Genomic DNA, 25,676 nt, shown 5'->3' with positions numbered 1-25,676 from the left:
GGTGCTCATCGTCGGTGTGCGCTCGCGGTGAGGCCCGAGTGCCCATCCACGGGCCGACATCGCGTGGGCACAGTCCGCCGCGGGGCCGCGGTGGGGCTTGAGCTCCCGCGCACGGCGGTCATAGCGCGGCCACGCGTCGCCGCGGCGAGGCGCGTGGCCCTGCGCGTGCTCGTCGGGCGCGGCGCACGCTCGCCCGCGCGCCGTCCTCAGCGCTCGATGCGCCAGTCGATCGCGGTGCCGCCCTGCCTCTCGAGCAGCTCGTTGGCGCGGGAGAACGGGCGCGAGCCGAAGAAGCCGCGCGAGGCCGACAGGGGCGAGGGGTGCGGGCTCGTGATGCACGGCGTGTCGCCGAGCATCGGCTGGAGCGACTGGGCGTCCCGGCCCCACAGGATCGCCACGAGCGGGCCGCCGCGCTCGACGAGCGCGCGGATCGCGGTCTCGGTGACGAGCTCCCAGCCCTTGCCACGATGCGAGGCCGGCGCGCCCGGCCGCACCGTGAGCACCCTGTTGAGCAGCAGCACGCCCTGGTCCTGCCACGCGGTGAGGTCGCCGTGGGGAGCGGGTGCGATGCCAAGATCGTCCTGCAGCTCCGTGTAGATGTTCGCGAGCGACCGGGGGAGCGGGCGCACGTGCGACTCGACCGCGAAGGAGAGCCCGATCGGGTGACCGGGGGTGGGATAGGGGTCCTGCCCGACGACGAGCACCCGGACGTCGGCGAGCGGCCGGGTGAAGGCCCGCAGCACGTTCGCGCCCGCAGGGAGGTAGCCGCGCCCGTCCTCCGTCTCCCGGCGCAGGAAGTCGCCCATCTCGTGGATCCTCCCCTCCACGGGGGCGAGGGCGGCGGCCCAGTCGGGCGCGATGATGTCGGCAAGCGGTGCGGGCATGACCTCAGTGTTCCACGCGACACGCCGGGAGCACGGCGCGCCTCCGACCCCCGGGCGGCGCCCCTCCCTAGCGTCGATGCCATGACCTCGTCCGCGCGCACGCCCCTGTCCGACCAGGACCGGCGCATCCTCGCGCTCGAGGGCCGCACCTTCCGCTACGTCGGCGCCAAGGAGCGCATGATCCGCGAGGAGTTCGGGATGAGCCCGACCGCGTACTTCGTGCGTCTGAACGCGCTGCTCGACGAGCCCGCTGCCCTCGAGGAGGCGCCCGCCCTCGTCCACCGCCTGCGAGGGCGCCGCACGAGCGCGCAGTCCGAGGGTCCCGCCGGGTCGGGGCGCGTGGCCTGAGCCTCCTACCGCCCTCACCTGCGGCCTTTCGCGCGTGTGCTCCGGGCATCGACGGCTCCGGCCGGGTTTAATGGGGCTCGTGGCTGATCCTCACCCTGACTACCCGTACGCCCCGGACCAGTTCGACCGCGAGGCGGAGACGACGTCGTTCCACGGCGCCCACCGCGCCGAGGAGTCGTTCTGGCGTCAGAACCTGCTGTACGTCATCATCATCGCGGCCGCCGTGCTGACCCTGCTCGTCCTGCTGTTCGTGATCGGCGGGATGGGGCGCGACAACGGCGGCGACGCCCCGGCCGCGACCTCGACGGCCTCGGCGCCCGTCGAGCAGCAGTCGCCCGGCGCATCCGACGGCGGCGGCGCGTCGACGCCCGCCCAGGAGGTCAGCCGCGACACCCCGGTGCTCGTGGTCAACGCCGGCGGCCAGAACGGCATGGCCGGGGAGTGGCGCGACGAGCTCACCTCCAAGGGCTGGACCAAGGTCGACATCAGCACCGCCGACAGCCGTCAGGAGCAGGCCGTCGTGTTCTATCGCGACGAGGCGGACGCCGCGAGCGCGAACCAGCTCGCCCAGGAGGTCGGTCTCGACGGGGCGCAGCAGTCCGACGAGTACGACGCGCGCATCACCTTCGTCGCGGTCGAGAGCCCGCAGGACTGACCAGGCCGCCCGCCCGCGGGCCGCGATCCTCGCTCGGCCTCGTCGGGAGGATGAGCCCGGCTGCGGCGAGCCCGGTTGCGGACCCTCGCCGTCGGCTCACGGTCCGCGGGCGGGCACCGGGCGCGAGCGAGCTCATGGGAACGGGTCCGGGGCTCTCGGCGTCCGAGTGGCTGCACCTGCCTAACTCCAGGGCGGGGAAGCGGCGCACCGACCGATCGGCGCGTGTTCGCCCACGGCGAGCACGCTCGGTGCGCCGACCGTTAGCACTCTCCGGCGGTGAGTGCTTATGATGATCTGGCACTCATCGGGTGCGAGTGACAACGCAGGGTCGGCCTCTCCGGCACTGTGCGCTCGGGCCCGATGACATCGAGACGATCGGTGGGCGGGTCCCCGCTTCGCCGACGCGTGCATTCCGGCCCCGTGAGGGGTCCGTCGGGCCGTGACGTGAACGGTCCGGCGGGTCTCGTCCGTCGCGGGCACAGGGTCGGGTGGACACCACAGACACGGGAGAGATTCCACATGGCCAAGCTCATCGAATACGACGAGGAGGCCCGGCGCGGCCTCGAGCGCGGGATGAACAAGCTCGCCGACGCCGTCAAGGTCACCCTCGGCCCCAAGGGCCGCAACGTCGTCCTGGAGAAGTCCTGGGGCGCCCCGACGATCACCAACGACGGCGTGTCCATCGCCAAGGAGATCGAGCTCGAGGACCCCTACGAGAACATCGGCGCCGAGCTCGTCAAGGAGGTCGCCAAGAAGACCGACGACGTCGCGGGCGACGGCACCACCACCGCCACCGTGCTCGCCCAGGCCCTGGTCAAGGAGGGCCTGCGCAACGTCGCCGCCGGCGCCAACCCGATCGCGCTCAAGCGCGGCATCGACAAGGCCGTGGCCGCGGTGTCCGAGACCCTGCTCGAGCAGGCCGTCGACATCGAGACCAAGGACCAGATCGCGCACACCGCCGCCATCTCCGCGGGCGACCCGGCCATCGGCGAGCTCATCGCCGAGGCCCTCGACAAGGTCGGCAAGGAAGGCGTCATCACCGTCGAGGACTCCAACACCATGGGCCTCGAGCTGGAGCTGACCGAGGGCATGCGGTTCGACAAGGGCTACATCTCGCCCTACTTCGTGACCGACGCGGAGCGCCAGGAGACGGTGCTCGACGATCCGTACATCCTGCTCATGAACTCGAAGATCTCGAGCGTCAAGGACCTGCTGCCCCTCCTCGAGAAGGTCATCCAGGCCGGCAAGCCGCTCGCGATCATCTCCGAGGACGTCGAGGGCGAGGCCCTCGCGGTGCTCGTGGTCAACAAGCTCAAGGGCTCCTTCAAGTCGGTCGCCATCAAGGCCCCCGGCTTCGGCGACCGCCGCAAGGCGATGCTCGAGGACATGGCCATCCTGACCGGCGGCCAGGTCATCTCCGAGGAGGTCGGCCTCAAGCTCGACACCGCCGGGCTCGAGCTGCTCGGCCAGGCGCGCAAGGTCGTCGTGACCAAGGACGAGACCACCATCGTCGAGGGCGCCGGCGACGCCGAGCGCATCGCGGCCCGCGTCAAGCAGATCCGCACCGAGATCGAGAACTCCGACTCCGACTACGACCGCGAGAAGCTCCAGGAGCGCCTCGCGAAGCTGGCCGGCGGCGTCGCCGTCATCAAGGCCGGTGCCGCCACGGAGGTCGAGCTCAAGGAGCGCAAGCACCGCATCGAGGACGCCGTGCGCAACGCCAAAGCGGCCGTCGAGGAGGGCATCGTCGCCGGTGGCGGCGTGGCTCTGCTCCAGGCCGGCAAGGACACCTTCAGCTCGCTCGAGCTCGCGGGTGACGAGGCGACCGGCGCGAAGATCGTCAAGGTCGCGATCGAGGCCCCGCTCAAGCAGATCGCCGTCAACGCCGGCCTCGAGGGCGGCGTCGTCGCGGAGAAGGTCAAGTCCCTGCCCGTGGGCGAGGGCCTGAACGCCGCGACCGGCACGTACGAGGACCTGCTCAAGGCCGGCATCATCGACCCGGTCAAGGTCACGCGCTCGGCGCTGCGGAACGCGGCGTCCATCGCGGGGCTGTTCCTCACCACCGAGGCCGTCGTCGCCGACAAGCCGGAGCCGGCCAAGGCTCCCGCCGGCGGCATGGACGACGGCATGGGAGGCATGGGCGGCATGATGTGATCAGCCCCCATGGCTGATCCGTCGCTCCTCCGAGCGAGACGGGCCCCGCGCGCCACCTCTGGCGCGCGGGGCCCGTCCGTCTGTCGGCCGGGGGCGCTGGTGCGTGGTGCTGGTGCGTGGTGCGTGGTGCGGGCTCTGCCGGCTGGCGCGTGGGCGGCTCCCCGTGGTGACCCGACCCGGCGAGTGCCACGTGGCGGCACCTATCGGGCCGGGTATGACTCGTGGCGTGGCGCTCGGTGAGGTGGGGATGGAGGAACCTGGTCCTGTCAGGCTGCGCGATGGTCTTGCCCGGCGAGTGTCATGTGGCGGCACCTATCGGGCTGGTTATGACTCGTGTGGTGGCGCTCGGTGAGGTGGGGGCGGGGTGCGCCCACGTCCTGCCCAGTCCTGCCCGATCGGAGAGGGTGAGACCAGGGCTCCGCAGGCGAGCCGCGCCCCTCCGGGCCCCGCTGCACCCCTCCGCGCCTCTCCGCGATCCCCGCCCCCGCGGGCCCGCGGCTCAGACGAAGATGTTCCAGTAGCGTCCGCCGTCGACCGCGAGCAGCAGGATCGGCACGACGACCAGGACGACCGCGAGCGCCATCACGGCCGCATCGCGCGCCCGCAGAGGGCGCTGGTCGTACCACGTGCGGCGGCGTCCCCGGCCGAAACCCCGCAGCTCCATCGCGGCCGAGACCGTCTCGATGCGGTCGAGCGCCCCGAGCAGGAGCGGCATCAGCACGGACACCAGATTCCTGACGCGTGTGGCCAGCGCCGCGCGCGAGGAGGTGTCCAGGCCGCGCGCCTGCTGGGCGTGGGAGATGGTGCGGAAGTCCCGCTGGACGTCCGGGATGTACCGCAGCGCGAGGGAGACGGCGTAGGCGAACCGGTACGGCACGCCCACCCGGTTGAGCGAGGAGGCGAACTCCGGGGGTCGGGTGGTCGCGATGAACAGCAGGACGCTCGGCAGGACGGCGACGTACTTGAGCGTCACGAGCAGCTGGTAGTAGAGCTGCTCGCTCGTGAGATCCCACCGCCACGGCCCGTGGACGAGCACGTGCCGGGTGCCGAACAGGTCGCTCCCGTAGCCCGGGGCGAACAGGAAGATCAGCACGTTGTTGAGCACCATGAAGGCGCCGACGATGGACAGCACGACCGCGAGGTCGCGCAGCCGCACGCGCGAGGCCACCCACAGCACGACCGACAGCACGGCGAGCGCCACGAGATAGCGCGGGTCGAAGCCGATCATCGCGCCCACCACCACGCCGACGACGAGCACGAGCTTCGCGGTGCCCGTGAGCGTGTGCAGCCAGCCGGGCCGATCGATGTACCCGAGCACGGGCGCGCTCATCCCTCGCTCCTCCCCGCCGTCGAGGCGACGCCCGCGGCCTCGCCCGGCGACGCGATGGCGCGCGCCGCACGGTCCACGTCCACGAAGCGCCGCACGAGAGCCGAGGCGTCGGCCAGGCCGCAGCGCTGGGCGAGCGTGTACAGGCCCGTGGTCACGAGGTCGGCACGGGAGGTGATCCCGTCGTCGGTCAGGACGTCGGCCGGATGCGCATCGGCGAGCAGGCGCCCGCCGGACACCACGAGCACCCGATCGGTGTACTCGAGCGCCAGATGCATGTCATGGGTGATGAGCAGGACGGTCGTGCCGTGCGCGTTGACCGAGCGCAGGAAGTCCATGAACTCGGTGTAGTGCGCGAAGTCCTGTCCCGCGGTCGGCTCGTCGAGGATCAGCACGTCGGGCTCGAGGGCGAGCACCGACGCGATCGTCAGGCGCTTCTTCTGGCCGTGGCTGAGCGCGGAGACGGGCCACGAGCGGAACGGCCGCAGCCCGCAGATCTCGAGCACGCGCTCGGTGCGGCGGGCGATCTCCTCGGCGTCGAGACCGCGGGCGCGCAGCCCGAGGGCGATCTCCTCGGCGATCAGGGGGCGGGAGATCATCTGGCCGGGCTCTTGCAGGACGAAGCCGACGTGCTCCCCGCGCTCGGCGAGCGGCCAGGTCCCGGCGTCGGCCCCGTCGATCAGCACGGTGCCCTCGGAGTTGCGCTCGAACCCGCAGATCACCCGCGCGAGGGTCGACTTCCCGGCGCCGTTGGACCCGATGATCCCGACCATCTCGCCGCGGCGGATGCGGGCGCTCACGCCCTCCAGGGCTCGTACGTCGGGCTCGTCGCCCGGACGCTCGATCACGCAGCCGACGTCCTGGAGGTCGAGGGCCGGGGCCGCGGGCAGCTCCTCGGCGCCCGGCCGCCGGGGCGCTCGGGCGACCCAGGCGCGGACGGCGGCGACCTGCTCCTCCGCGAGGTCGATCCGCTCGGCGCGCGCGGGGGCCTGGTCGGCCGTGACGGGCGCTCCTGCGTAGCGCAGCGCGGCGACGTGCAGCGGCGGCCGGATGCCGTGCTGTTCGAGCAGCCCCGAGGCGACGAGCTCGTCGGGCCCGCAGTCGGCGACGATGCGGCCCGCGTCCATGAGCACGATTCGGTCGACGTCGCGGTGCAGGACGTCCTCGAGCCGATGCTCGACGATCACGACCGTCACGCCGCGGTCGCGGTGCAGCGTGTCGATCAACTCGATCGCCGCGCGGCCCGAGGCGGGGTCGAGCATCGCGAGCGGCTCGTCGAAGACGAGCACGTCGACCTCGTCGACCAGCACGCCGGCGATCGCGACGCGCTGCTTCTGGCCACCCGAGAGATCCTGCGGGGCCCTGTCCAGATGGTCCGCGATGCCGGCGGCGGCGGCCGCCGCCGTGACGCGCGCGGGCATCTCGGCATGCGGCAGCTGCTGGTTCTCGAGGCTGAAGGCGATGTCCTCGGCGACCGTGAGACCCACGAACTGGCCGCTCGTGTCCTGCAGCACGGTCCCCACCCGGCGCGCGGTCTCCACGAGCGGCACGCTCGCGGGGTCGAGGCCCGCGACGCGCACCGTGCCCGTCGACGTGCCGCGGTGATGGTGGGGCACGAGCCCGTTGATCGCCGCGAGCAGCGTCGACTTCCCCGAGCCCGAGGCGCCGACGATCGCGATCTTCTCCCCGCGCCGGACCACGAGGTCGATGTCGTGCAGCGTGGGCACCGCCTGCGCCCGGTACTGGAAGGAGTAGCCGGACAGCTCGATGAGGACCTCGCGTCCGTCGGCGGACGCGCCCGCGGCGGCTCCCGGCGCAGGGGACGTCACGGCTCGACCGTGAGCGAGCCGGTGCGGGTGCGCGTGCGGGCGTAGATGGCCAGGATGATCGTCCCCAGGATCCCGGCCGTCAGGGCGTTGGAGACGAAGGCGAAGACCCCCTGGGTGAAGACCTTGTCGGCGGGCTCGCCGTAGATCAGGATGTCGCCGAGCGGGGCGATGAGCAGCCATGCGATCGCGTGGCCCACGACGACGGCGACGTTGAAGCGCACCGCCGTCGAGACGGGGAACTCGCCCTCGTGGATCCGGTTGCGCAGCATGACGAGCCCCACGACGAGCCCGAACACGGCCGAGGCGGCCTCCCACGAGACCCAGATGCCGAAGCCCGTCGCGTCGATGAGGACGTGGCCGATGATCCCGATCAGCAGCCCCGCGAGCGGTCCGTACAGGACGGCGAAGACGGCGAGGATCGCGTACTGGATGTTGATGGTCGTGTTGGGGATCGGGGTGGGGATCGAGGCGAAGCGCCCCAGCACGAAGAAGAGCGCAGCGCCGATGCCGATGGCGACGACCTGGACGACGGGTGAGGTGTGACGGGCCATGAGGACTCCAGACTCGAGAACGGGGACGGGCACGAACGGGCCGGCGGGGCGGGGCTCAGACGACGAGGCCGAGGGCGACCTTCCAGCCGTTGCCCGTGCCCAGGTCGAAGGCCCGCGCATAGCTGCCGCGGTTGATCGCCACGGCCATGCGGTCGAGCGAGTTGACGTACAGCAGGGACTCGCCGAGCTCGACGGCCGCGAAGCTGGGCACGAAGCGCATCTGGTTGGAGTGCACGACCCGGTCGTTGCGGGTCACGCGCAGCTGCATGCGATCGCCGTGGGACACGCCGAGCTCGAGGAACAGCTCCCGCGGGATCGACGTCCACAGGGACCCGTAGCGCACGTCGAGCGCGTCGATCGTGCCGCGGACGGTCCCGTCGACGAGGCGCGGCTCGTCGACGTGCAGGGAGACCAGACGATCCAGGGGGAGTACGGGCCCCACCTGCTCGTAGTCGATCGCGCCGGAGGCGAGCCGCGCCCCCGTGAAGGCGTAGATGTCCCGGCCGTGGAAGGTGTAGGAGTGCTCGGAGCCCTCGCGGCGGTTCGTGGTCTCGTCGATCTCGCGCAGCTCGGTGATGCCGAAGATCGCGTGCAGGTGCGTCAGGGTGCCGTTGTCGGGCGTCACCACGAGATGCCCGGTCGCGGTGCGCGCGACCACGGACAGCCGGTCCGAGCCGACCCCGGGGTCCACGACCGAGACGAACACGGTGCCCGTGGGCCAGTACGAGACCACCTGGGCGAGGCGGTAGGAGGCCTCCCAGATGTCGTACGGCGGGATGTTGTGGGTGACGTCGTGGATGCGCAGCCGTGGCTCGACGCCCACCGCCACCCCGTACATGGCGCTCACGGCGCCGTCGTCGAGACCGAAGTCGGACTGGAGCACGAGGGGGTTCACACCGCCATTATCCCGCGGCGCGCACGAGCGCCCCCGTCCCGTCTCGTCGGACAGACCCGATCAGCGCAGCGTGCCCCAGGCGGCGGCCAGCAGCTCGAGCCCACGGATGCGGACGGCCGGGTCGAAGGAGTAGGCCGTCAGGATGAGCTCGTCGGCCTTGGTGCTGCGCACGATCCGCTCGAGCTCCTCGACCACGGTCGCAGGGGAGCCGACGGCCCGGACCTGGAGCGCCGACTCCGCCTGGCGCAGGAGCGCCTCGGGCAGCGTGCGCTCGAGCTCCTCGCGCGTGCACGGCGGCTGGATCGCCTGGCGCCGCCCGGTCAGGACGCCCCCGAACATCTGCAGGAGCGTCGAGTACTGGCGCTCGGCCTCCTCGTCGGTGTCGGCGATCACAAGGTTCACGCCCACCATCGTGTGCGGTGCGGCGACCTGGGCGGTGTCCGCCTCGGCGTTGAAGGCGCGGCGGTACTGGTCGAGGGCCTGCAGGTGCTGGAACGGCGCGAAGTGGGAGGCGACCGAGAACGGCATGCCGAGCTGCGCGGCGAGCTGCGCGCCGTTGACCGTCGAGCCCAGCACCCACATCGGGATGCGGGTCCCGGCCGCGACATCGGCGGCCACGCGCAGCCCCTCGGGCGGGGCGTCGGCCGACCACAGGGTGATCTGCTCGACCGCGTCGATGAACGCGCTCGGCTCGGCGGAGGTGCGCGCCAGGAACTGCGCGGTCACCGGATCGGTGCCCGGCGCGCGGCCGAGCCCCAGGTCGATCCGGTCCCCGTGGAACTGGATCAAGGTGCCGAAGTCCTCGGCGACCCGCAGCGGCGCGTGGTTGGGGAGCATGACGCCGCCCGATCCGACGCGGATCCGCTCGGTCATCGACGCGGCCCGGTCGATCAGGAGCGCGGTCGAGGACGAGGCGAGGTTGTGGGTGTTGTGGTGCTCGGCGAACCAGTAGCGCTCGTACCCGAGACGGTCCGCGGCCTTGGCCCCCTCCATCGACGCGGCGATCGCCTCGCGCATCGACATGCCCTCGGACATGGGGACCAGATCGAGGATCGACAGGGGGACGTGCGGGGTATCGGGGCGCGAGCTCATGCTCACGACCCTATGACCGGGGCCGGTCCCGCGGCCGGGACGGGCCTGCGGGTCCGCTCAGGGCGTAGCCGTCGCGCCCACTCCTCGGTCGCCGGCCGCGCCGGGTGCGCGCGGGCTCACGCGACGCGGAACGTGATCGAGTGCCAGCCGCTCGCCCCGTCGGGCACCGGATCGGCGCGGTCGGGCGTCTGCTCCTCGCCGTCGCCGCCGGTCGCGCGCACGGTCGCCCGGTGCTCCCCGGAGCTCGCACCCTCCCACGTGAACGACCACTGCCGCCAGCAGTCGTCCCCGGCGCTCGCGCCGAGCTGCGCGTCCTGCCAGGGGCCGTCGTCGACGCGCACCTCGACCCGGGCGATGCCGCGCTGCTGCGCCCAGGCGGTCCCGCCGAGCTCCACGGTCCCCGCCCCCACACGCGCCGACGGCCGCGGCACGTCGATCCGGGAGGCGATCTTGATGGGCCCGCGCTCGGACCAGCCGCGGTCGGTCCAGTACGCCGTCTCGTCCGCGAACCGGGTGACCCTGAGCTCCTCGAGCCACTTGGTCGCCGACACGTAGCCGTACAGTCCCGTCACCACCATGCGCACCGGGTAGCCGTGCTCGAGCGGCAGCGGCCGGCCGTTCATCCCCACCGCGAGCAGCGCCGCCCGCTCGTCGGTCAGCGCCTCGAGCGGGGTCGACGCCGTGAACCCGTCGACGGACCGCGAGAGCACCATGTCGGCCCCCGCGCGCACCCCGGCGCGCTCGAGCAGCGTGCGGACGGGCACGCCGGTCCAGGTCGCATTGCCCGCGAGATCCCCGCCGACGGGGTTGGACACGCAGGTCAGGGTCACGTGCGCCTCGGTCATGGGCTCCGCGAGCAGCTCGTCGATCCCGATCTGCAGCTCGTGCTCGACGAGGCCGGTGACCCGCAGCGACCATGTGCGCGCATCGATGCGCGGGACCGCGAGGGCGGTGTCGATGCGGTAGAAGTCGGCGGCCGGGGTGAGGAACGGCGGCATCCCGGCGAGATCCACCTGTGCGGCCGCGGGGATCGGCGGGGCGGGCACCGCGGGAGCGGGCACCGCGAAGAGCGTGCGCGCCACCTCCGCGGCCGCTCGCGCCCCGGCCGCCGCGCGGCCGAGCACGCCGACGGCCACGGCGAGCGCGCCGGTCGTCAACGCCGCCACGAGGAAGCGACGACGCCGGGCGTCGATCGCGAGGCCGTCGTCCTCCGCCTCGCCCGGCGGCACGTCCACGGCCAGACGCAGCAGCAGGATCAGGGCGCCCACCCCGATCGCCGTGCCGACGGCCGTGGGCACCAGGTCGAGCACGGTGGTGTGGGACCGGGAGAGCACGGCGAGGGCCGCGACGAGGCCGAGGACGGCGAGCAGGGAGGCCGCGAGCGCGAGGGACCGGCGGCCGAGCAGACCGATCCCGAGCGCCGCCGCGCTGTAGACGAGGGCCATCGCGCCGAACAGCACCGGCTTGTCGTAGGTCCCGAACAGGTCGACCACCGCGTCCTTGAGACCCGGCGGGATCAGGTCGATGAACGCCTCCCCGACCGCCACGAACGGGGCCGAGGCGGCGGAGAAGGCGAGGGCGAGGGGCTCGGCGACGGCGACGAGGCACCAGGCGGCGATCAGCCCGGACCCGGCGGCGCGTCCGCGCGAGACGGTGTCGGCGCGATGCTCCATGGACGACCTCCCTCGGGGCGGATCGACCCGCGATCACGCCCCATGGCCCAGCGTAGCCACGGAGCCGACATCCGAGATCGCCGGATCGACGCGGGCGACGGGTGTGGCGGCAGCGCGCCTCAGGGGGTCGGCGGCGTCGTGCCGCGGCGCGGCGGCCGCGAGGAGTCGTGCTCGGCGACGTCGTGGATCGGGATCTGCGCCGAGGGGATGTCCGCGTACGAGAGGGGGTCGGAGATCGGCTCGAGATGCGTCGCGACGGTCAGGCCGGGCAGGGCTTCGATCAGCTCGGCCTCGAGCTCGTCGATGTAGTCGTGCCCCTGCTTGACGGTCCACTCGTCGGGCACGAGCACATGCACGTTCATGAACTTCTGCTGGCCGGCCTCCCGGGTCTGGAGCCCGTGGAAGGTCACGGTGCCGTCGGTCCGGCGGCGCAGGATCTGGGTGATGACGGCGTTGTCCTCCTCGGGCAGGACCTTGTCGAGCAGACCGCCGACGGACTCGCTGATGAGGCGGATGCCGGTCACGATGATGTTGATCCCGACGGCGAACGCGACGACCGCGTCCAGACGCTCCCAGCCCGTGGCCCACACGAGCCCGACGCCGACGAGCACGCCGACGGACGTCCACACGTCGGTCAGCAGGTGCCGGCCGTCGGCGCGCAGGGTGATGGAGCGGTGGCGCCGCCCGGCGCGCAGCAGCACGGCGGCGACCACCCCGTTGACGATCGAGGCGACGACCGAGATCAGCAGACCGATACCGACGTTCTCGAGCGGCTGCGGATGCACGAAGCGCTCGACGGCCGTGACCAGGATGACGGCCGCCGCGACGAAGATCATCGCGCCCTCGACCGCGGCGGAGAAGTACTCGGCCTTGGCGCGGCCGTACAGGAACTGGTCCGTCGCGGGCTTGGCGGCGACCCGCAGGGCGATGAGCGCGACGACGGCGGCGACGAGGTTGACCGTGGACTCGGCGGCGTCGGACAGGAGGCCGACGGACCCGGTCATCGCCCATGCCCCCGTCTTGAGGGCGATCGTCGCGATCGCCGCGGCGATCGAGAGCCACGCGAACTTGGTGAGGTCGACCGAGGTCGCGGTCGCGCGGCGCACGGCCGGCGCCTTGGGATTGTCGGCGGGCTCGCCGGTGACGTCGGGTTCGGGGTTCTGGGTCATGGCTCAGGCCTCGGGGTGGGAGGAGGGGAAGGGTCGGGACGCGGCGTCGGCCGCCGGGCTGCCGGGTGCGCCGGGGCGACCGTCCGGGGTGGCCCGATCATCCGGGGTGGGCCAGCCGTCCGGTGCGCGGCTACTGTCCGGTGTGGGATCGGGGGCGAGGGTGCCGTCCGGGGCGATGTGCTCGAAGATCTGCTCGACGAGGCCCACCACGTGGGGGTCCTCGACGGCGTAGTAGCTGTGCCGACCCTCGCGGGTCGCCGAGACGATGCCGGCCAGGCGCAGCCGGCTCAGGTGCTGGCTCGTGGTGGGCAGGCTCAGGCCCACGCGCTCGGCGAGGGTGCCGACGTCATGGCGCCCGCGCACCATCAGCCAGACCAGGTGGAGCCGGGCAGGGCTCGCGAGCAGGGCGAAGGTATCCGCCGCCGACGACAGCTGGGGCTCGGTGGGCTCCGGATCGCCCGCAGCAGGAACGGCCGCGGCCCGCGCGGCGGACGTCACTGGGGGCCGCTCGGGGTCACGAGGCACGGTGGTCATGGGGACGACGGTTCCACACCATTTCTCACTTGCGCAATCGACGAAGTGTCGGACGTGGCGGATCTCGCGGTCGGGACGGGGATGTCCGCGAGGAGGGCCGGGTGCCGGAAGCCTGGTGGGGCGGCGGGTCGGCTCGCGACGGGGACAGGACCGCGGCGGGGAGGTCGGCGCGGGGCCGGCGGCGCGGCGCCGAGCACGGTCGGACCGGGGGCTGGGGGCGTGCGGGGGCCCGGCGGGACGGCGCCCAGCACCTCTCGCACGGGGTGATCCCGGCACGGTGGTCGCGGAGGGGACGCTGGTGAGGTGCTCTGGCGATATCGCCACAGCACATCACCATCGTCCCGTCCATGACAGGGATGCGGAGGTCGAGGCGCGACCCCGCGGCGGCTCAGGTCACGTAGCGCGAGGGCTCGGCCTGCACGGCATGCCCGGATGCCGCCCACGCACGGAAGCCGCCGTCGAGGTCCGTGGCACGGGTGAAGCCGAGCTCGCGCAGGTCCCGCGCGGCGAGCGAGGACAAATAGCCCTCGTTGCACAGGACGACCACCTCGTCGTCGTATCCCGGCCCGTCCGCCATCCGGCTGGGGCTCTGAGGGTCCAGGCGCCACAGGAACACGGTGGGCTCGACGACGATCGCGCCGGGCAGATGGCCCTCGGTGTCCCGTGTCCACGGCGTGCGCAGGTCGACCACCCAGGCGCCGCGTGCCTGGTGCTCGGCGAGCCGGTCCGGGTGCACGCGCTCGACCCCGTGACGGGCGGCGGCGAGGACGTCGGCGATGCTGCGGGTCATGCGCACATCCTCTCGTGTCTTCTCGTGTCTTCTCGTGTCTTCTCGTGTCTTCTCGTGTCCTCTCGCGCCTGTGCGGGTGGCCGAGGCCGCCCGCGGACCGAGCCCCGCCTCTCGTGCCGGAAGCCCCGGCCGCCGCGAGGCGACCGGGGCTTCCGGCAGAAGGGGCGGTCGGCGCGCGATCAGCGGCCGCGACGGGACGAGAAGGCCGCGAGGCCCGCGCCCACCGCGTTCCCGGTCGAGCCCGAGGACGAGGTCGAGTAGCTGGTGGTCGAGCCCGAGCCGCCGCGCGAGCGGCCCGACCCGCCGGAACGGCCGCCGCCAGACCGGCCGGAGCCCGTGCGCTCGGCGCCGCGGCCTCCGCGTGCCGGACGGCCGGAGCCCTGCTGCGAGCCGTCGCCCGAGCGCCCCGACTGACCGCCGCGTCCTCGCGAGGACTGCCCGCCGCGGGTCTCGCCGCCCTGGCCCCGGGCGCCCTGCCCGTGACCGCCCTGGCCGCGGCCGCCGGAGCTGCGGCGGCCCTGGCCGCCGCGTCCGCCGGAGGTCTGCTGGGCGAGGGTGCGATCCGGCACCGGGCCCACCACGCGCTCGCCGGGAGCGAGCTCCTGGAGCACGGGCGAGGTGGTCGTGACGTGCGCGTGGGAGTGCGGACGGATCTTGGCGGCGCGCATGAGGCCCGCGACATCGCCGCGCTGATCGGGCGTCTGCACGGTGACCACGGTGCCGGACTCGCCGGCGCGCGCGGTACGGCCCGAGCGGTGCAGGTAGGCCTTGTGCTCGACGGGCGGGTCGGCGTGCACGACGAGGGCGACGTGGTCGACGTGGATGCCGCGCGCCGCGATGTCGGTCGAGACCATCGTCGTCGCCGAGCCGTGCTCGAAGGCGTCGAGGTTGCGCGTGCGGGCGCCCTGGGAGAGGTTGCCGTGCAGCTCGACCGCGTCGACGCCGCTCGAGACGAGCTTCTTGGCGAGCTTCTTGGCGCCGTGCTTGGTGCGCGTGAACATGATCGTGCGGCCCGGCGCGGACGCCAGGTCCTTGAGCACGTCGAAGCGGTCGTCGGGCGAGACCTCGAGCACGTGATGCGTCATCGTGCCGACGGGCGAGGTTGCGGGATCCGCCTCGTGGGTGACGGGGGAGTGCAGGTACTGCTTGACGATCTTGCCCACGCCCTCGTCGAGCGTCGCGGAGAACAGCATGCGCTGGCCGCGCTGGGGGGTCTTGTCGAGGATCCGGCGGACCATCGGCAGGAAGCCCATGTCGGCCATGTGGTCGGCCTCGTCGAGCACCGTGACGCTCACGCCGGAGAGGTCGGCGAAGCCCTGGCCCATGAGGTCGAGCAGACGACCGGGGCAGGCGATGAGCACGTCGACACCGCGCTCGAGCGCGTCGACCTGCGGCTTCTGTCCCACGCCGCCGAACACGACGGCGGTGCGCAGGCGGGAGGCCTGGGCGAGCGGCTCGAGGGAGTGGCCGATCTGCGCGGCGAGCTCACGGGTCGGCGCGAGGATCAGGGCGCGCGGCCGGCGCGCGGCCGGGCGGCGGTTCTCGGCGACCAGGCGCGCGACGACGGGCAGCAGGAACGCGTAGGTCTTGCCGGAGCCCGTGCGCCCGCGGCCGAGCACGTCGCGGCCGGCGAGCGAGTCCGGGAGCGTCGCCTCCTGGATCGGGGTGGGGGAGGTGATGCCCTGCGGAGCGAGGGCGTCGATGAGATTCTGGGGCACGCCGAGACGTGCGAAACCGGAGGTGGTCATGGGAAAGCTGTCCTTCATGCAGGCGGGCTCACCGGGTCGCGGTCATCGCGCGGCCGACCATGGCGGAGCGGCGCGAGAGGGGGCGCGGCCGACGGGATCCGGGAGGGCCCGTGCGCAGCTGGTGCGAGGGCCCGGGGGCGTGCCGCTCGCGCAGAGGCGCGTCGCGGCGGAGGATCACGCGGCAGGTCGTCGCGGTGAGATTCGACGGCGACCGTCGCGTGCCACGGTACGTCGTCGCAGGTCGCGGTGGGAAGCGGGGCGGCGCGCGATGTGACCGATCTCGGCGTGAGGCGGCGCGGGCGCCTCTCGGGCTCCCGCGCCGGCTCGTGTCGTGGGCGCTGCGACGGCTCGCGATCGGCGCGACGGCGGTCGTCGCGCCGATCCGCTCACTGGCCGCCGAGCCCGGTCGTGGCGAAGCCGCGCACGATGTGGCGCTGGAACAGGACGAACACGATGAGCAGCGGCAGCGCGCCGATCACGGCGCCCGCCATCGTCTGGGCGTACTGGACGCCGTAGGCGTTCTTGACGGTGCCCAGGCCCACGGGGATCGTCATCAGGTCCGGCGAGTTGGTCACGATGAACGGCCACAGGAAGTTGTTCCAGGCGCCGATGAACACGAAGATCCCGACCGCCACGAGGATGGACCGCGACAGTGGCAGGATCACGGAGGTGAGGATCCGCAGGTTCGAGGCGCCGTCGATGCGTGCGGCCTCCTCGAGCTCGGCGGGAATCTGGTCGAAGAAGTTCTTCAGCACGATGACCATGAGCGGGGCGACCACCTGGGGGAGCGCGACGCCCGCGAGGGTGTCGGACAGGTGCAGCACCTTCATCTGCTCGAACAGCGGCACGATGAGGATCTGCGGCGGCACCATGATGGCGGCGATGGTGAGCCCGAACAGCAGGCCCCGCGCGCGGAAGCGGTGACGCGAGAAGGCGTAGGCCGCGGGCGCCGACACCAGCAGGGTGAGCGCGGTGACGATCACCGAGACGATCACCGAGTTCGTGATCCAGCGCGGGATGTCGCCGGCGCGCAGCACGTCCGCGTAGTTCGCGAGCGTCCAGCCGTGCTCGGGCCAGAACCGCAGGGGAGCGGCCGAGGCGTCGCCCTCCGTCTTGAGCGACACGGCGACCGAGAACACGAGGGGCGCCGCCCACAGCACGGCGGCGACGATCAGCGCGATCATCGCGACGGTGCGGATGACGGGACCGCGGCCCAGCGTCAGCGAGCGCATCCGCGCGTTGTCGGCCGCGCCCGAGGCCCGGCGCGCCCGCCGGGTCGAGGGGAGGGCGGAGGGGTGCACGGCGGCGGGGTCGGCCGGCGCGGTGACGGCTGTCTGGGACATCTCAGGACTCCTTCGACAGGCGCCGCGTGATGGCCACCTGGGCCAGCGACAGCACCACGATCAGGGCGAAGAACAGGTAGGACACGGACGCCGCGTAGCCCACGCGGTACCCGCTGAAGCCGACGTCATAGATGTACTGCAGGATCACCCGGGTGGCCCCGTCGGGACCGCCGGTCGTCAGCAGGAAGACCTGGTCGAACACCTTCATCGACGCGAGCAGCTGCAGCAGCACGATCAGGACGGTCGTAGGCCGCATGAGGGGCAGCGTGACCGACCACAGGCGCCGGAGGGGGCCGGCGCCGTCGATCTGCGCGGCCTCGTAGACGTGGTCGGGGATCGCCTGCAGGGCCGAGAGGTAGAGCAGGAAGTTGAAGCCGACCGTCCACCACACGGTGACGAGCGCGATCGACCACATGGCGACGTGCTTGTCCGACAGCCACGGGATCTGGTCGAGCCCCAGGTGGAGCAGCAGGCCGTTGAGCAGGCCGAAGTCGTTGGCGTAGACCATGCCCCAGATGCCGGTGACCACCGAGACCGGCAGCAGGTAGGGCGCGAAGAACGCCAGGCGCCACAGCCACTGCCCCGGCAGCCCCGTCGAGACGAGGTAGGCCAGGAGGAACGACAGGATCACGAGCGGGACCGAGGACATGACGGTGAACACGACCGTGGTGCCCAGGCTCGACCACACGTCGGGGTCGGTGAGCGCCTCGAGATAGTTGGCCAGGCCGAGGACGCGCACGCGCGTGGCGGCGAGCGACTGATCGGTGATCGACATCCAGATCCCGTAGACGATGGGCCAGATCAGGAACAGGGCGAAGACGGCGAGATAGGGGACGGTGAACCAGACGGCGCCGCGGGAGGCGGCGGGTGTGCGCGTGCGCATCGGGGTACCTCCTCAGGCGGTGGGGTCGGGGCTGGTCAGGAAGTCGTCGAGCACGTCGACCAGGTTCTGGGCGCAGCGCTGGGGCTCGACGTTGCCGCGGAAGCCCTCGATGAGCTGCTGGCACATGCGGTTCTGGAAGTCGGTGCCCGCGCCCGCGAACCACACCGGCGGGTCGAAGACCACGGTCTCGGCGGCGTCGGCGTAGTGGTTCTGCGGCTGGAGGTCCTTGTAGGTCTCGGTCTCCTGGGAGGGCAGATAGGCGGGGATGTGCCCGGCCGTGCCCCACTGGCCGCCCTCGTGCAGCATCGCGGCGAGGAACTCGTAGATGGCCCGACGGTGCTCGTCGCTCGTCGAGCGCTGGGTCGGCAGCACATAGGTGTGGGAGTCGGCGTAGTTGGCGGGGGTTCCGAACATCGTCGGCATCGGCATGGCGTCGAGAGCGGGGACGGCGTCCTTGAACCCGCCGAGCTCCCACTCGCCGGACAGGATCATGCCGGTGCGCCCGGCGTTGAACGACGAGAGGGCACCTCCGTAGTCGGCATCCGGCGCCATGCAGGTGCCGTCCATCCAGGAGTGCACCGCGTCGATGACCGCGGCGGCGCCGTCGATGTCGAGCGCCGCCTTCTTGCCCACCTCGATCTCGTACTGCCCGCCCGTCTGGTGGAACAGACCCCAGAACAGGCGCCAGGCCTGGGCGGTGTCGAGCAGGAAGCCGAAGGCGATGCCCTGGTTCCCGGTGACCTCGGCGAGCTTCGTGCCGACCTCCTTCATGGCCTCCGGCGAGTTGATCGCGATCGTCCCGTCCGGGGCGAGCACACGGGCCTTCTCGGCGATGTCCCGGTTGAAGAACGCGATGAACGGATGCGTGTCGAGGGGGAGCGCGAACAGGTGGTCGTCGTACGTGCAGCTCGTCCACAGGGCCTCGGTGAAGTCGTCGGAGGTGATGCCGACGTCGGCGAGCAGATCCAGGTCGTAGGGCTGCAGGAGGCCCCCTGGCGCGTAGCCCGGCATCCGGGAGACGTGCATGATCGCCGTGTCCGGCGGGGCCTGGGACGACGACGCCATCGCGAGCTTGGTGTAGTACGGATTGCCCCAGGCCAGGGTGGTGGCGTCCACGTGCAGCCCGGGGACAGCCTTCTCGACGTCGGCGATCATGCCGCGCATGTTCGCGCCGTCCGCCCCGGAGAACAGGTCCCACACGCTCACGGTGGAGGCGCCCCGACCGCTCGAGGAGCCGCATCCCGCGAGGGCGGTCGCAGCGGCGCCGGTCGCGGCGAGCCCGAGCAGGGTGCGACGGGAGACGAGGCGGCTCGCGGAGGGGCCGAGCACGGGGAGGCCGCCGGGCGGGGCGGAGGGAGGGAAAGTTCTGCGTCGCGTCATCACGCGCGTCCTTCCGGGTCGACGATGACCGGGATCGAAGGGATTCGGAGGAGATGTGGACCACAGCGGGTTCTCACGTGAGATTCCACCACGTCGCCGCGCGACGGTCAAGCGTTCCGGAACGACGGGCGGGGCGCGGATCCACGGCGGGACACCCGAGCGGCCGCGCGGGGCAAGCGTCTACCCTGGTCGGGACGGCACGACGGAGGGCGGGGCGGATGGCGCAGCGGCGCGTGAGCATCAAGGACGTCGCCGCGCGCGCCGGGGTCTCCTGGAAGACCGTCTCCAACGTGGTCAACGAGCGGCCGGTCGTGCGCCCCGAGACCGCCGAGCGCGTGCGTGGCGCGATCGACGAGCTGGGCTACGTGCCCAACCATGTGGGCCGGGACCTGCGTGGCGGCTCGACCCGCACCATCGCCCTCGTCCTGCCCGAGCTCGCCAACCCCTACTTCGCGATCCTCGCCGAGCGCATCCAGAAGGCCGCGGGCGAGCGCGGCTACACCGTGAGCGTCGAGCTCTCCCTCGGCGATCGCGAGGTCGAGCGAGACCACCTCGTGGGGCGTACGGCCCGGCCCGTCGACGCCGTCATCCTCTCGCCCATGGCCCTCGAGCCCTCGGACCTCGTGGGCCTGTCGGCCGCGACCCCGCTGGTGCTCCTGGGGGAAGCCGTCCCCGCTGGTGAGAACGTGTTCCACGTCGCGATCGACAATGCCGGCAGCGCGGTCGACGTGGTGCGCCACCTCGTCGACGGCGGACGCTCGCGGCCCCTGTTCCTCGGGGCGGAGGAGGGCCAGCGCTCGACCGGCGCCGAGCGGCTCGCGGGCTTCAGGGCCGCCTGCCGCTATGCCGGCATCGAGCTGGATCCGAGCCTGATCCGCCGGGCCGACGTGTGGGACCGGGCGACGGGTCGTGCTGTCGTCGCCGAGGCGATCGACGGCGGCCTGGCCTTCGACGCGATCGTCGCCGCCAACGACCTGCTCGGCATCGGCGCGCTCGCCGCGCTGCGCGAGCACGGCAGGGCCGTCCCCGACGAGGTCGCGGTCGTCGGATGGGATGACCTGCCCGAGAGCGCCTACGCGGTCCCCTCGCTCAGCTCGATCGCGCCCGATCTCGAGGCGCTCGTGTCCGCGGCGCTCGACGCCGCCATGGGCGTCATGCCGACGGCGGGCGATCGGGTCGGCGTGGCCGCGCACGAGATCGTCGTGCCGCACAGGCTGCAGGTGCGCGGGTCCTCGGTCTCGGCCGGGTCGGCCCGCCGGTGACGGGCGAAGGCGTCGAGCGGCGTCGGCGCCCCCGTCGTGCTCTGCGTGCGGCGTTCCGCCCGGGGCGCCGCCCCATCGTGCCGCGCTCTCGTCCCACCTCCGCTCTTGTCGCGCTCCCAGCTACCGTCGTACCTCCGCTCTTGTCATGCCTCCGCTCTTGTCACACCCCCGCACTCGGTGTGCCCCATCGCCGGTGCGCGACCCGCCGATCCCTGCCCCGAGATCGCACCGCCGATATTCCCACGTTGAAATTCCTTCGCGAGTGCGATGGAATGGCGACGTCGCGTGGGCGTCCTCGCCCGCGAACCCGATGATCCCCGATGACGAGGAGCCCTCGTGTCCCCCTCTCCCGCTTCGCCCGCCGATCTCCCGGCCCCGCTCACCCGCCTCGCCGCGCGGGCCGATGCGCTCGCGGCCGTGCTCGAGCCGCCCCTGTCCTCGGCGACGGACGTGCCCCGACCCGAGCACCCCCGGCCCCAGCTGTGGCGTGAGACCTGGCTGAACCTCAACGGCACGTGGGAGTTCGAGATCGACCGGTCCGACACGGGCATCGAGCGCGGTCTGTGCGAGCGCGAGCTCGCGGGCACCATCACGGTGCCCTTCGCCCCCGAGTCCGAGCTCTCGGGCATCGGCGACACCGACTTCCTCGAGGCCGTCTGGTACCGCCGCACGATCGAGATCCCCGCCGACTGGGAGGGCCTGTGCCCGCTCGTCCACTTCGGAGCGGTCGACCAGGATGCGACCGTGTGGGCCGACGGCATCGAGGTGGCGCGCCACCGCGGCGGCTTCACGCCGTTCACGGCCGACCTCACCGGCATCGCGGCGCCGGGGCAGAGCGTCACCCTCGTGGTGCGCGCCCGTGACCCCCGCGACGCGGCCCAGGCCCGCGGCAAGCAGGCCACGTGGTTCGCCAACACCCACTGCCACTACACGCGCACCACCGGAATCTGGCAGACCGTGTGGCTCGAGGGCGTGCCCGCCACCTCCATCCGCTCCCTGCGGATCCTGCCCCGCCTCGCGAACGGCTCCTTCGCGATCGACGCGTCGCTGAGCGCCAACCGTCCCGGGACCCGCCTGGAGGTCGAGGCCCGCCACGTGCGCGCCGACGTCGCCGACGACCCCGAGGCGCTCGCCCCCCTGGCGGGCGAGGACGCGGCGGCGACGGCCTCCGTGCGCGCCGACCTCGACCTCTCGCCGCACCTCGAGCTCGCGATCGCGCCCGAGCAGCTGCGCCTCTGGGCCCCCGGCGACCCTCAGCTCTACGCACTCGTCGTCCGCCTTCTCGACGCCGACGGCGCCGTGCTCGACGAGGTCCGGTCCTACGCCGGTATGCGCTCGACCGCCCTCGAGGGCCGCGAGCTGCGCCTCAACGGGCAGCGCGTCTTCCAGCGGCTCGTGCTCGACCAGGGCTACTGGCCGCAGTCGCTCATGACGGCCCCGAGCGACGCCGCGATGGTCGACGACATCCGCATCGCCCTCGAGGCGGGCTTCAACGGCGCCCGGCTGCACCAGAAGGTGTTCGAGGAGCGCATGCTCTACTGGGCCGATCTGCACGGCTACCTGACGTGGGGCGAGTTCGGCGACTGGGGAGTGTCGGGCATGGGCCCGATCGGGCACAACCAGCAGCCCACCGCGAGCTTCGTGGCCCAGTGGGTCGAGGCCGTGCGGCGCGATCTCAACCATCCGAGCATCGTCGGCTGGTGCCCGTTGAACGAGACCCATCAGGTGCTGCACGACCGCATCACGGTGCTCGACGACGTCACGCACGCGATGTACGACGCGACCAAGCTCGCCGATCCCTCGCGTCCCGTGGTGGACGCCTCCGGATACTCCCATCGGGTGCGCGGCGCCGACGTCTACGACTCCCACTCCTACGAGCAGGATCCCGCGAGGTTCCGCGACGAGCAGGCGGGCCTCGCCGAGGGCCGCCCGTTCGCCAACCGCGTGTACCTCGAGCCCAACGCCATGCCGCATGCCGACGGCACCTGGTCCGTCGCCTATGCCGGCCAGCCCTACTTCGTCTCGGAGTACGGCGGGATCTGGTGGAACGAGGCCGAGGCGCGCGCCGCCCGCGAGGAGGCCGAGCGCGCCGCCGCGGACGGCACCGGAACCGACCAGGCCGTCTCGTGGGGATACGGGGAGCGCGTGGCCGACGAGGAGGCCGTGTACGAGCGTTTCGAGGGCCTCACCCGCGTGCTGCTCGAGGACCCCGAGATGTTCGGCTACTGCTACACCCAGCTGACCGACGTGTTCCAGGAGAAGAACGGCATCGTCGACTTCGAGCGCGGCCGCAAGCTCGACCTCGCCCGCCTCCGCGCGGTGCAGGAGCGAGCCGCCGCGTACGAGCAGCGAGAGGGCTGAGGCCCGCGGCGCCCCCAGGTGCCGAGCATCGGCGGTACCCCTATGCCATCGCGTGTGGCGGGGCCCGGGGACGTCGTCGCGTTCGGATGAGTCCGCCTCCGGACCGTGGCCGGGAGGTCACGGTCCGGAGGCGGACTCATGCCGGGGAGGCTCGATGCATGGTCGGGTGGGTGCCGGGTGCCGGCTGCCGGCTGCCGGGTGCCGGGTGCCGGGTGCTGGGGATGGTCACCAGCGTCCCGCTCAGGACACCCGCCCCAGGTAGACCTCCCCAGACGGCCCCCCGATCTAGACGGACCTCCGATCCAGGTAGCCTCCGGCCCAGGTAGACCCCCGATCCAGTCGGACCTCCGGCCCAGACGGCCCTCACCGCCCGGTCAGGTACCCGGCCCAGACGAGCATCGGCCCCGGTCGAGCCCCCGGTAGCTCAGATGTACACCCGGCCCGGCCAGGCCCAGCCAGGCATCCGGCCCAGCCGCGCGCCCGGCCCAGACGAGCATCGGCCTCAGCCAGGGCCCCGGCAGCTCAGGTGGGCATCCGACTCAGTCAGACCCCCGGCCACGCATCAGGCTCGCGCCCGCCAGCCCCCAGGTCGGCGCCTCCCAAGACCTCCTGCGCCCACCCCCATCTGCCCCCGGACCCCACATCCCGGCCCTCCTCGCTCTTGACGTCCCGCATCTACTGTCTATAGTGGCTATAGACAGTAGATGCAGTTGTCGACGACCAGCGGATCCACCGGGACCGCGCGACGGTCGGTCATCCACGAGGAGGCGGCGATGCACATTCCCATCGATCCGGCGTCCGCCGATCCGATCTACGAGCAGATCCGCTCCGGGATCGCCGAGGCGATCGCCCGGGGGGACCTCGCCGCCGGCGACGCCCTCCCGTCGATCCGGGCCCTTGCCCGCGATCTGCGCGTCAGCGTCATCACCACGACGCGCGCCTACAACGAGCTCGTCGCCGACGGGCTCGTGGCCTCGGTGCAGGGCAAGGGCGTGTTCGTTCGCGAACAGGATCCCGCCTCGGTGCGGGCCCGTGCGCTCGACCGTCTCGCCGGCCAGCTCGCCGAGGCCGCCCGCACGGCCCGGCGGGGCGGGATCGGCCCCGACGCCCTGCACGAACTGCTCTCCCGCGCCATCGAGGAGGACTCATGAGCACGCCCGCTCCCGCCGCCGTCGCACCCGCGATCGCGGTGCACGCCCTCGCGGTCGATCTGCCGCGACCCCGTTCCTGGTTCCGACCCCCGGCACGGATACTCCACGACGTGTCGCTCACCGTGCCGACCGGTCTGGTGACCGCGATCGTCGGGACGAATGGGGCGGGCAAGACCACCCTGCTCGACACCGTCGTGGGCGCCCATCGCCCGGTCCACGGGCACCTGCAGGTGCTGGGTGCGCCGATGGGCGGTCCCGAGGACGCCCTGCCCCGCGAGGTCGGCTACGTGCCCGACGTGCCGGCCGCGCCCCGCTCCTGGACGTGCGACGACATCACCAAGGCGCTGCGGCGCATCGAGCCCGAGCTCGACGTGCGCGCCTTCGGACGCAACCTGCGCCGCGCCCACGTCGACCCCGGCACCCCGATGGCACGGCTCTCGGCCGGCGAGGCCACCCACGTCTCGCTCGCCCTCGCCCAGGCGAGGTCGCCGCGCCTGCTCATCCTCGACGAGCCCTTCGCCCGGCTCGACCCGCTCGCCCGCGAGCAGCTCGTGGACGACCTGCGGAGCTTCGTGGCCACGGGGGAGGACCGTTCGGTCCTCCTGTCCACGCACGACCTGATCGGCATGGACCGGCTCGTGGACCATCTCGTCGTCCTGCACGAGGGGCACGTGGTCCTCGACGGGGACGTCGAGGAGCTCCTCAGCACCTACCTGATCGTCGCCCTCGACGCCGATGGCTCGGCGCCGCCGTCGGTCCTCCGCGGCGCTCGCCGGACCGGAGAGACCTGGGAAGGGCTGGTCGCGGCCGACGACGCCGCGGCCCTGCCTCCGACCGCGGATCTGCGATCCCCGGTCCTCGCCGAGATCGTCACCTGGACCCTGAGGGAGGCCACCCGATGAACGACAGCCCCGCGACCGTCGACCCCGCCGCGCCGACGACGGATCGGACCCGTGCCCCGCGCCGTGGCGCCGTCATGCGCGCACTGCGCCTCGAGGCCTCCGTGCAGAGCACCTACCTGGTGGGAGCGCTCGTCATCTCCGTGGTCGTGCTCGCGCTCTCCGTGACGAGCATGCGCCTCGGGTTCGTCCCGATCCTGCTGGCGGTGCTCGCGCCCTACACGCTCGCGCGCGGCGTGCCGCTCCGGGTGGACGTGCTCCGCGCCTCGAGCGGGATCTCGCGCGCCGACGCGGTGCGGGGGCGCGTCGCCCTGATCGGGATCGTGCAGCTCGCGCTCGTGCTCGTCGCCCTGGGGTCGATCTCGATCGGCGCCCACCTGTCGATCGAGCTCGCAGTCAGCGAGACCCGGCCGCTCGGCGGAGTCCTCCTGCTCGTCGACGCCTCGACGTGGATCCCGGCGGTCCTGTGGGCCTGGGTGATCACGGGGCGCGACAGCCTGCGCCGGCCGTGGGCTCCCGCGGCCTTCTCGGCGGTGGTGGTCTACGTGGTCGTGTCGACGGCCCTGGGGATCTTCTTCCAGATGCGTCGGCTCGCGCCGATCTCGGCCAACGAGCCGACCCTGCCCACCTCGTCCGAGGTCACGCTCCAGCTCGGCAGCGGAGCCGCCGTGCTGCTCGTCGGGCTCGTGGTGCTCGCGTGGCGGGTCCGCGCGTGGACCCGGACCGCCTGAGCGCCCGGCCCCGCGCG

Annotated in this window: 22 protein-coding genes; 8 read left to right on the top strand and 14 right to left on the bottom strand. The window is 72.6% G+C overall.

Annotated elements, in window-relative coordinates:
* Positions 1-206: 206 nt before the first annotated feature.
* Positions 207-884: a uracil-DNA glycosylase gene (locus BRM3_RS01855; RefSeq protein ID WP_263594414.1), complete on the bottom strand. Its 678-nt coding sequence runs from the start codon at positions 882-884 to the stop codon at positions 207-209.
* A gap of 81 nt (positions 885-965) precedes the next feature.
* Here BRM3_RS01855 and BRM3_RS01850 point away from each other — a divergent pair, with 81 nt between their 5' ends.
* The 3 genes from BRM3_RS01850 to groL all read left to right on the top strand — a co-directional run bounded on the left by BRM3_RS01850 (position 966) and on the right by groL (position 4,041).
* Positions 966-1,232, top strand: coding sequence for a DUF3263 domain-containing protein (locus tag BRM3_RS01850; RefSeq protein ID WP_263594413.1), 267 nt, complete (start codon positions 966-968; stop codon positions 1,230-1,232).
* Positions 1,233-1,302: 70 nt separating this feature from the next.
* Positions 1,303-1,887 carry a LytR C-terminal domain-containing protein gene (locus tag BRM3_RS01845; protein ID WP_396127022.1) on the top strand — a complete coding sequence of 195 codons (585 nt, stop codon included), beginning with the start codon at positions 1,303-1,305 and terminating at the stop codon, positions 1,885-1,887.
* Positions 1,888-2,406: 519 nt separating this feature from the next.
* Entirely contained in the window at positions 2,407-4,041 is a 1,635-nt protein-coding gene (gene groL / locus BRM3_RS01840; protein ID WP_263594411.1) for a chaperonin GroEL, read from the top strand.
* 499 nt (positions 4,042-4,540) lie between these two features.
* Here the strand turns inward: groL and BRM3_RS01835 are convergent, their stop codons facing one another.
* The 13 genes from BRM3_RS01835 to BRM3_RS01775 all read right to left on the bottom strand — a co-directional run bounded on the left by BRM3_RS01835 (position 4,541) and on the right by BRM3_RS01775 (position 19,255).
* Complete coding sequence (locus BRM3_RS01835) at positions 4,541-5,371, bottom strand: energy-coupling factor transporter transmembrane component T family protein (protein WP_263594410.1); 831 nt, start codon at positions 5,369-5,371, stop codon at positions 4,541-4,543.
* Positions 5,368-7,197 carry an ABC transporter ATP-binding protein gene (locus BRM3_RS01830; protein WP_263594409.1) on the bottom strand — a complete coding sequence of 610 codons (1,830 nt, stop codon included), beginning with the start codon at positions 7,195-7,197 and terminating at the stop codon, positions 5,368-5,370. The genes BRM3_RS01835 and BRM3_RS01830 overlap by 4 nt, the downstream gene beginning before the upstream one ends.
* A complete protein-coding gene (locus BRM3_RS01825) occupies positions 7,194-7,748 on the bottom strand; it encodes an ECF-type riboflavin transporter substrate-binding protein (protein ID WP_263594408.1) in 555 nt (184 codons plus the stop codon). The genes BRM3_RS01830 and BRM3_RS01825 overlap by 4 nt, the downstream gene beginning before the upstream one ends.
* A 55-nt stretch (positions 7,749-7,803) precedes the next feature.
* Positions 7,804-8,643 (bottom strand): SAM hydrolase/SAM-dependent halogenase family protein, encoded by an 840-nt coding sequence (locus tag BRM3_RS01820; RefSeq protein WP_263594407.1) that lies wholly within the window; start codon positions 8,641-8,643, stop codon positions 7,804-7,806.
* 60 nt (positions 8,644-8,703) lie between these two features.
* Positions 8,704-9,735 (bottom strand): LLM class flavin-dependent oxidoreductase, encoded by a 1,032-nt coding sequence (locus BRM3_RS01815; RefSeq protein ID WP_263594406.1) that lies wholly within the window; start codon positions 9,733-9,735, stop codon positions 8,704-8,706.
* A 116-nt stretch (positions 9,736-9,851) separates the two neighbouring features.
* Entirely contained in the window at positions 9,852-11,408 is a 1,557-nt protein-coding gene (locus BRM3_RS01810) for a molybdopterin-dependent oxidoreductase (RefSeq protein WP_263594405.1), read from the bottom strand.
* Positions 11,409-11,527: 119 nt separating this feature from the next.
* Positions 11,528-12,577 (bottom strand): cation diffusion facilitator family transporter, encoded by a 1,050-nt coding sequence (locus tag BRM3_RS01805; protein WP_263594404.1) that lies wholly within the window; start codon positions 12,575-12,577, stop codon positions 11,528-11,530.
* Between the two features lie 3 nt (positions 12,578-12,580).
* Positions 12,581-13,111, bottom strand: coding sequence for an ArsR/SmtB family transcription factor (locus tag BRM3_RS01800; RefSeq protein WP_318152428.1), 531 nt, complete (start codon positions 13,109-13,111; stop codon positions 12,581-12,583).
* Between the two features lie 388 nt (positions 13,112-13,499).
* The gene (locus BRM3_RS01795) at positions 13,500-13,901 is read right to left on the bottom strand and encodes a rhodanese-like domain-containing protein (RefSeq protein WP_263594403.1); all 402 of its coding nucleotides are present in this window, start codon (positions 13,899-13,901) and stop codon (positions 13,500-13,502) included.
* Between the two features lie 179 nt (positions 13,902-14,080).
* Positions 14,081-15,649 carry a DEAD/DEAH box helicase gene (locus tag BRM3_RS01790; RefSeq protein ID WP_263594402.1) on the bottom strand — a complete coding sequence of 523 codons (1,569 nt, stop codon included), beginning with the start codon at positions 15,647-15,649 and terminating at the stop codon, positions 14,081-14,083.
* Between the two features lie 386 nt (positions 15,650-16,035).
* Positions 16,036-16,992 (bottom strand): carbohydrate ABC transporter permease, encoded by a 957-nt coding sequence (locus BRM3_RS01785; RefSeq protein WP_263594401.1) that lies wholly within the window; start codon positions 16,990-16,992, stop codon positions 16,036-16,038.
* A gap of 1 nt (position 16,993) precedes the next feature.
* Positions 16,994-17,875 (bottom strand): carbohydrate ABC transporter permease, encoded by an 882-nt coding sequence (locus BRM3_RS01780; RefSeq protein ID WP_263594400.1) that lies wholly within the window; start codon positions 17,873-17,875, stop codon positions 16,994-16,996.
* Between the two features lie 12 nt (positions 17,876-17,887).
* Positions 17,888-19,255, bottom strand: a complete 1,368-nt coding sequence (locus BRM3_RS01775) for an extracellular solute-binding protein (protein ID WP_263594399.1) — start codon at positions 19,253-19,255, stop codon at positions 17,888-17,890.
* Positions 19,256-19,488: 233 nt separating this feature from the next.
* Between BRM3_RS01775 and BRM3_RS01770 the strand changes: the two genes are divergently transcribed.
* The 5 genes from BRM3_RS01770 to BRM3_RS01750 all read left to right on the top strand — a co-directional run bounded on the left by BRM3_RS01770 (position 19,489) and on the right by BRM3_RS01750 (position 25,659).
* Positions 19,489-20,517 (top strand): LacI family DNA-binding transcriptional regulator, encoded by a 1,029-nt coding sequence (locus tag BRM3_RS01770; RefSeq protein WP_263594398.1) that lies wholly within the window; start codon positions 19,489-19,491, stop codon positions 20,515-20,517.
* 336 nt (positions 20,518-20,853) lie between these two features.
* Complete coding sequence (locus BRM3_RS01765; protein ID WP_263594397.1) at positions 20,854-22,878, top strand: glycoside hydrolase family 2 protein; 2,025 nt, start codon at positions 20,854-20,856, stop codon at positions 22,876-22,878.
* A gap of 773 nt (positions 22,879-23,651) precedes the next feature.
* Positions 23,652-24,029, top strand: a complete 378-nt coding sequence (locus BRM3_RS01760; RefSeq protein WP_263594396.1) for a GntR family transcriptional regulator — start codon at positions 23,652-23,654, stop codon at positions 24,027-24,029.
* The gene (locus BRM3_RS01755; RefSeq protein ID WP_263594395.1) at positions 24,026-24,931 is read left to right on the top strand and encodes an ATP-binding cassette domain-containing protein; all 906 of its coding nucleotides are present in this window, start codon (positions 24,026-24,028) and stop codon (positions 24,929-24,931) included. The genes BRM3_RS01760 and BRM3_RS01755 overlap by 4 nt, the downstream gene beginning before the upstream one ends.
* The gene (locus BRM3_RS01750) at positions 24,928-25,659 is read left to right on the top strand and encodes a hypothetical protein (RefSeq protein ID WP_263594394.1); all 732 of its coding nucleotides are present in this window, start codon (positions 24,928-24,930) and stop codon (positions 25,657-25,659) included. The genes BRM3_RS01755 and BRM3_RS01750 overlap by 4 nt, the downstream gene beginning before the upstream one ends.
* Positions 25,660-25,676: the final 17 nt, after the last annotated feature.

Origin of the sequence: Brachybacterium huguangmaarense, from assembly GCF_025725725.1 — a bacterium.
Lineage (GTDB): Bacteria > Actinomycetota > Actinomycetes > Actinomycetales > Dermabacteraceae > Brachybacterium > Brachybacterium huguangmaarense.
Note: the sequence above shows the minus strand (reverse complement) of the source record. Positions and strands in the feature narration are given on the sequence as shown.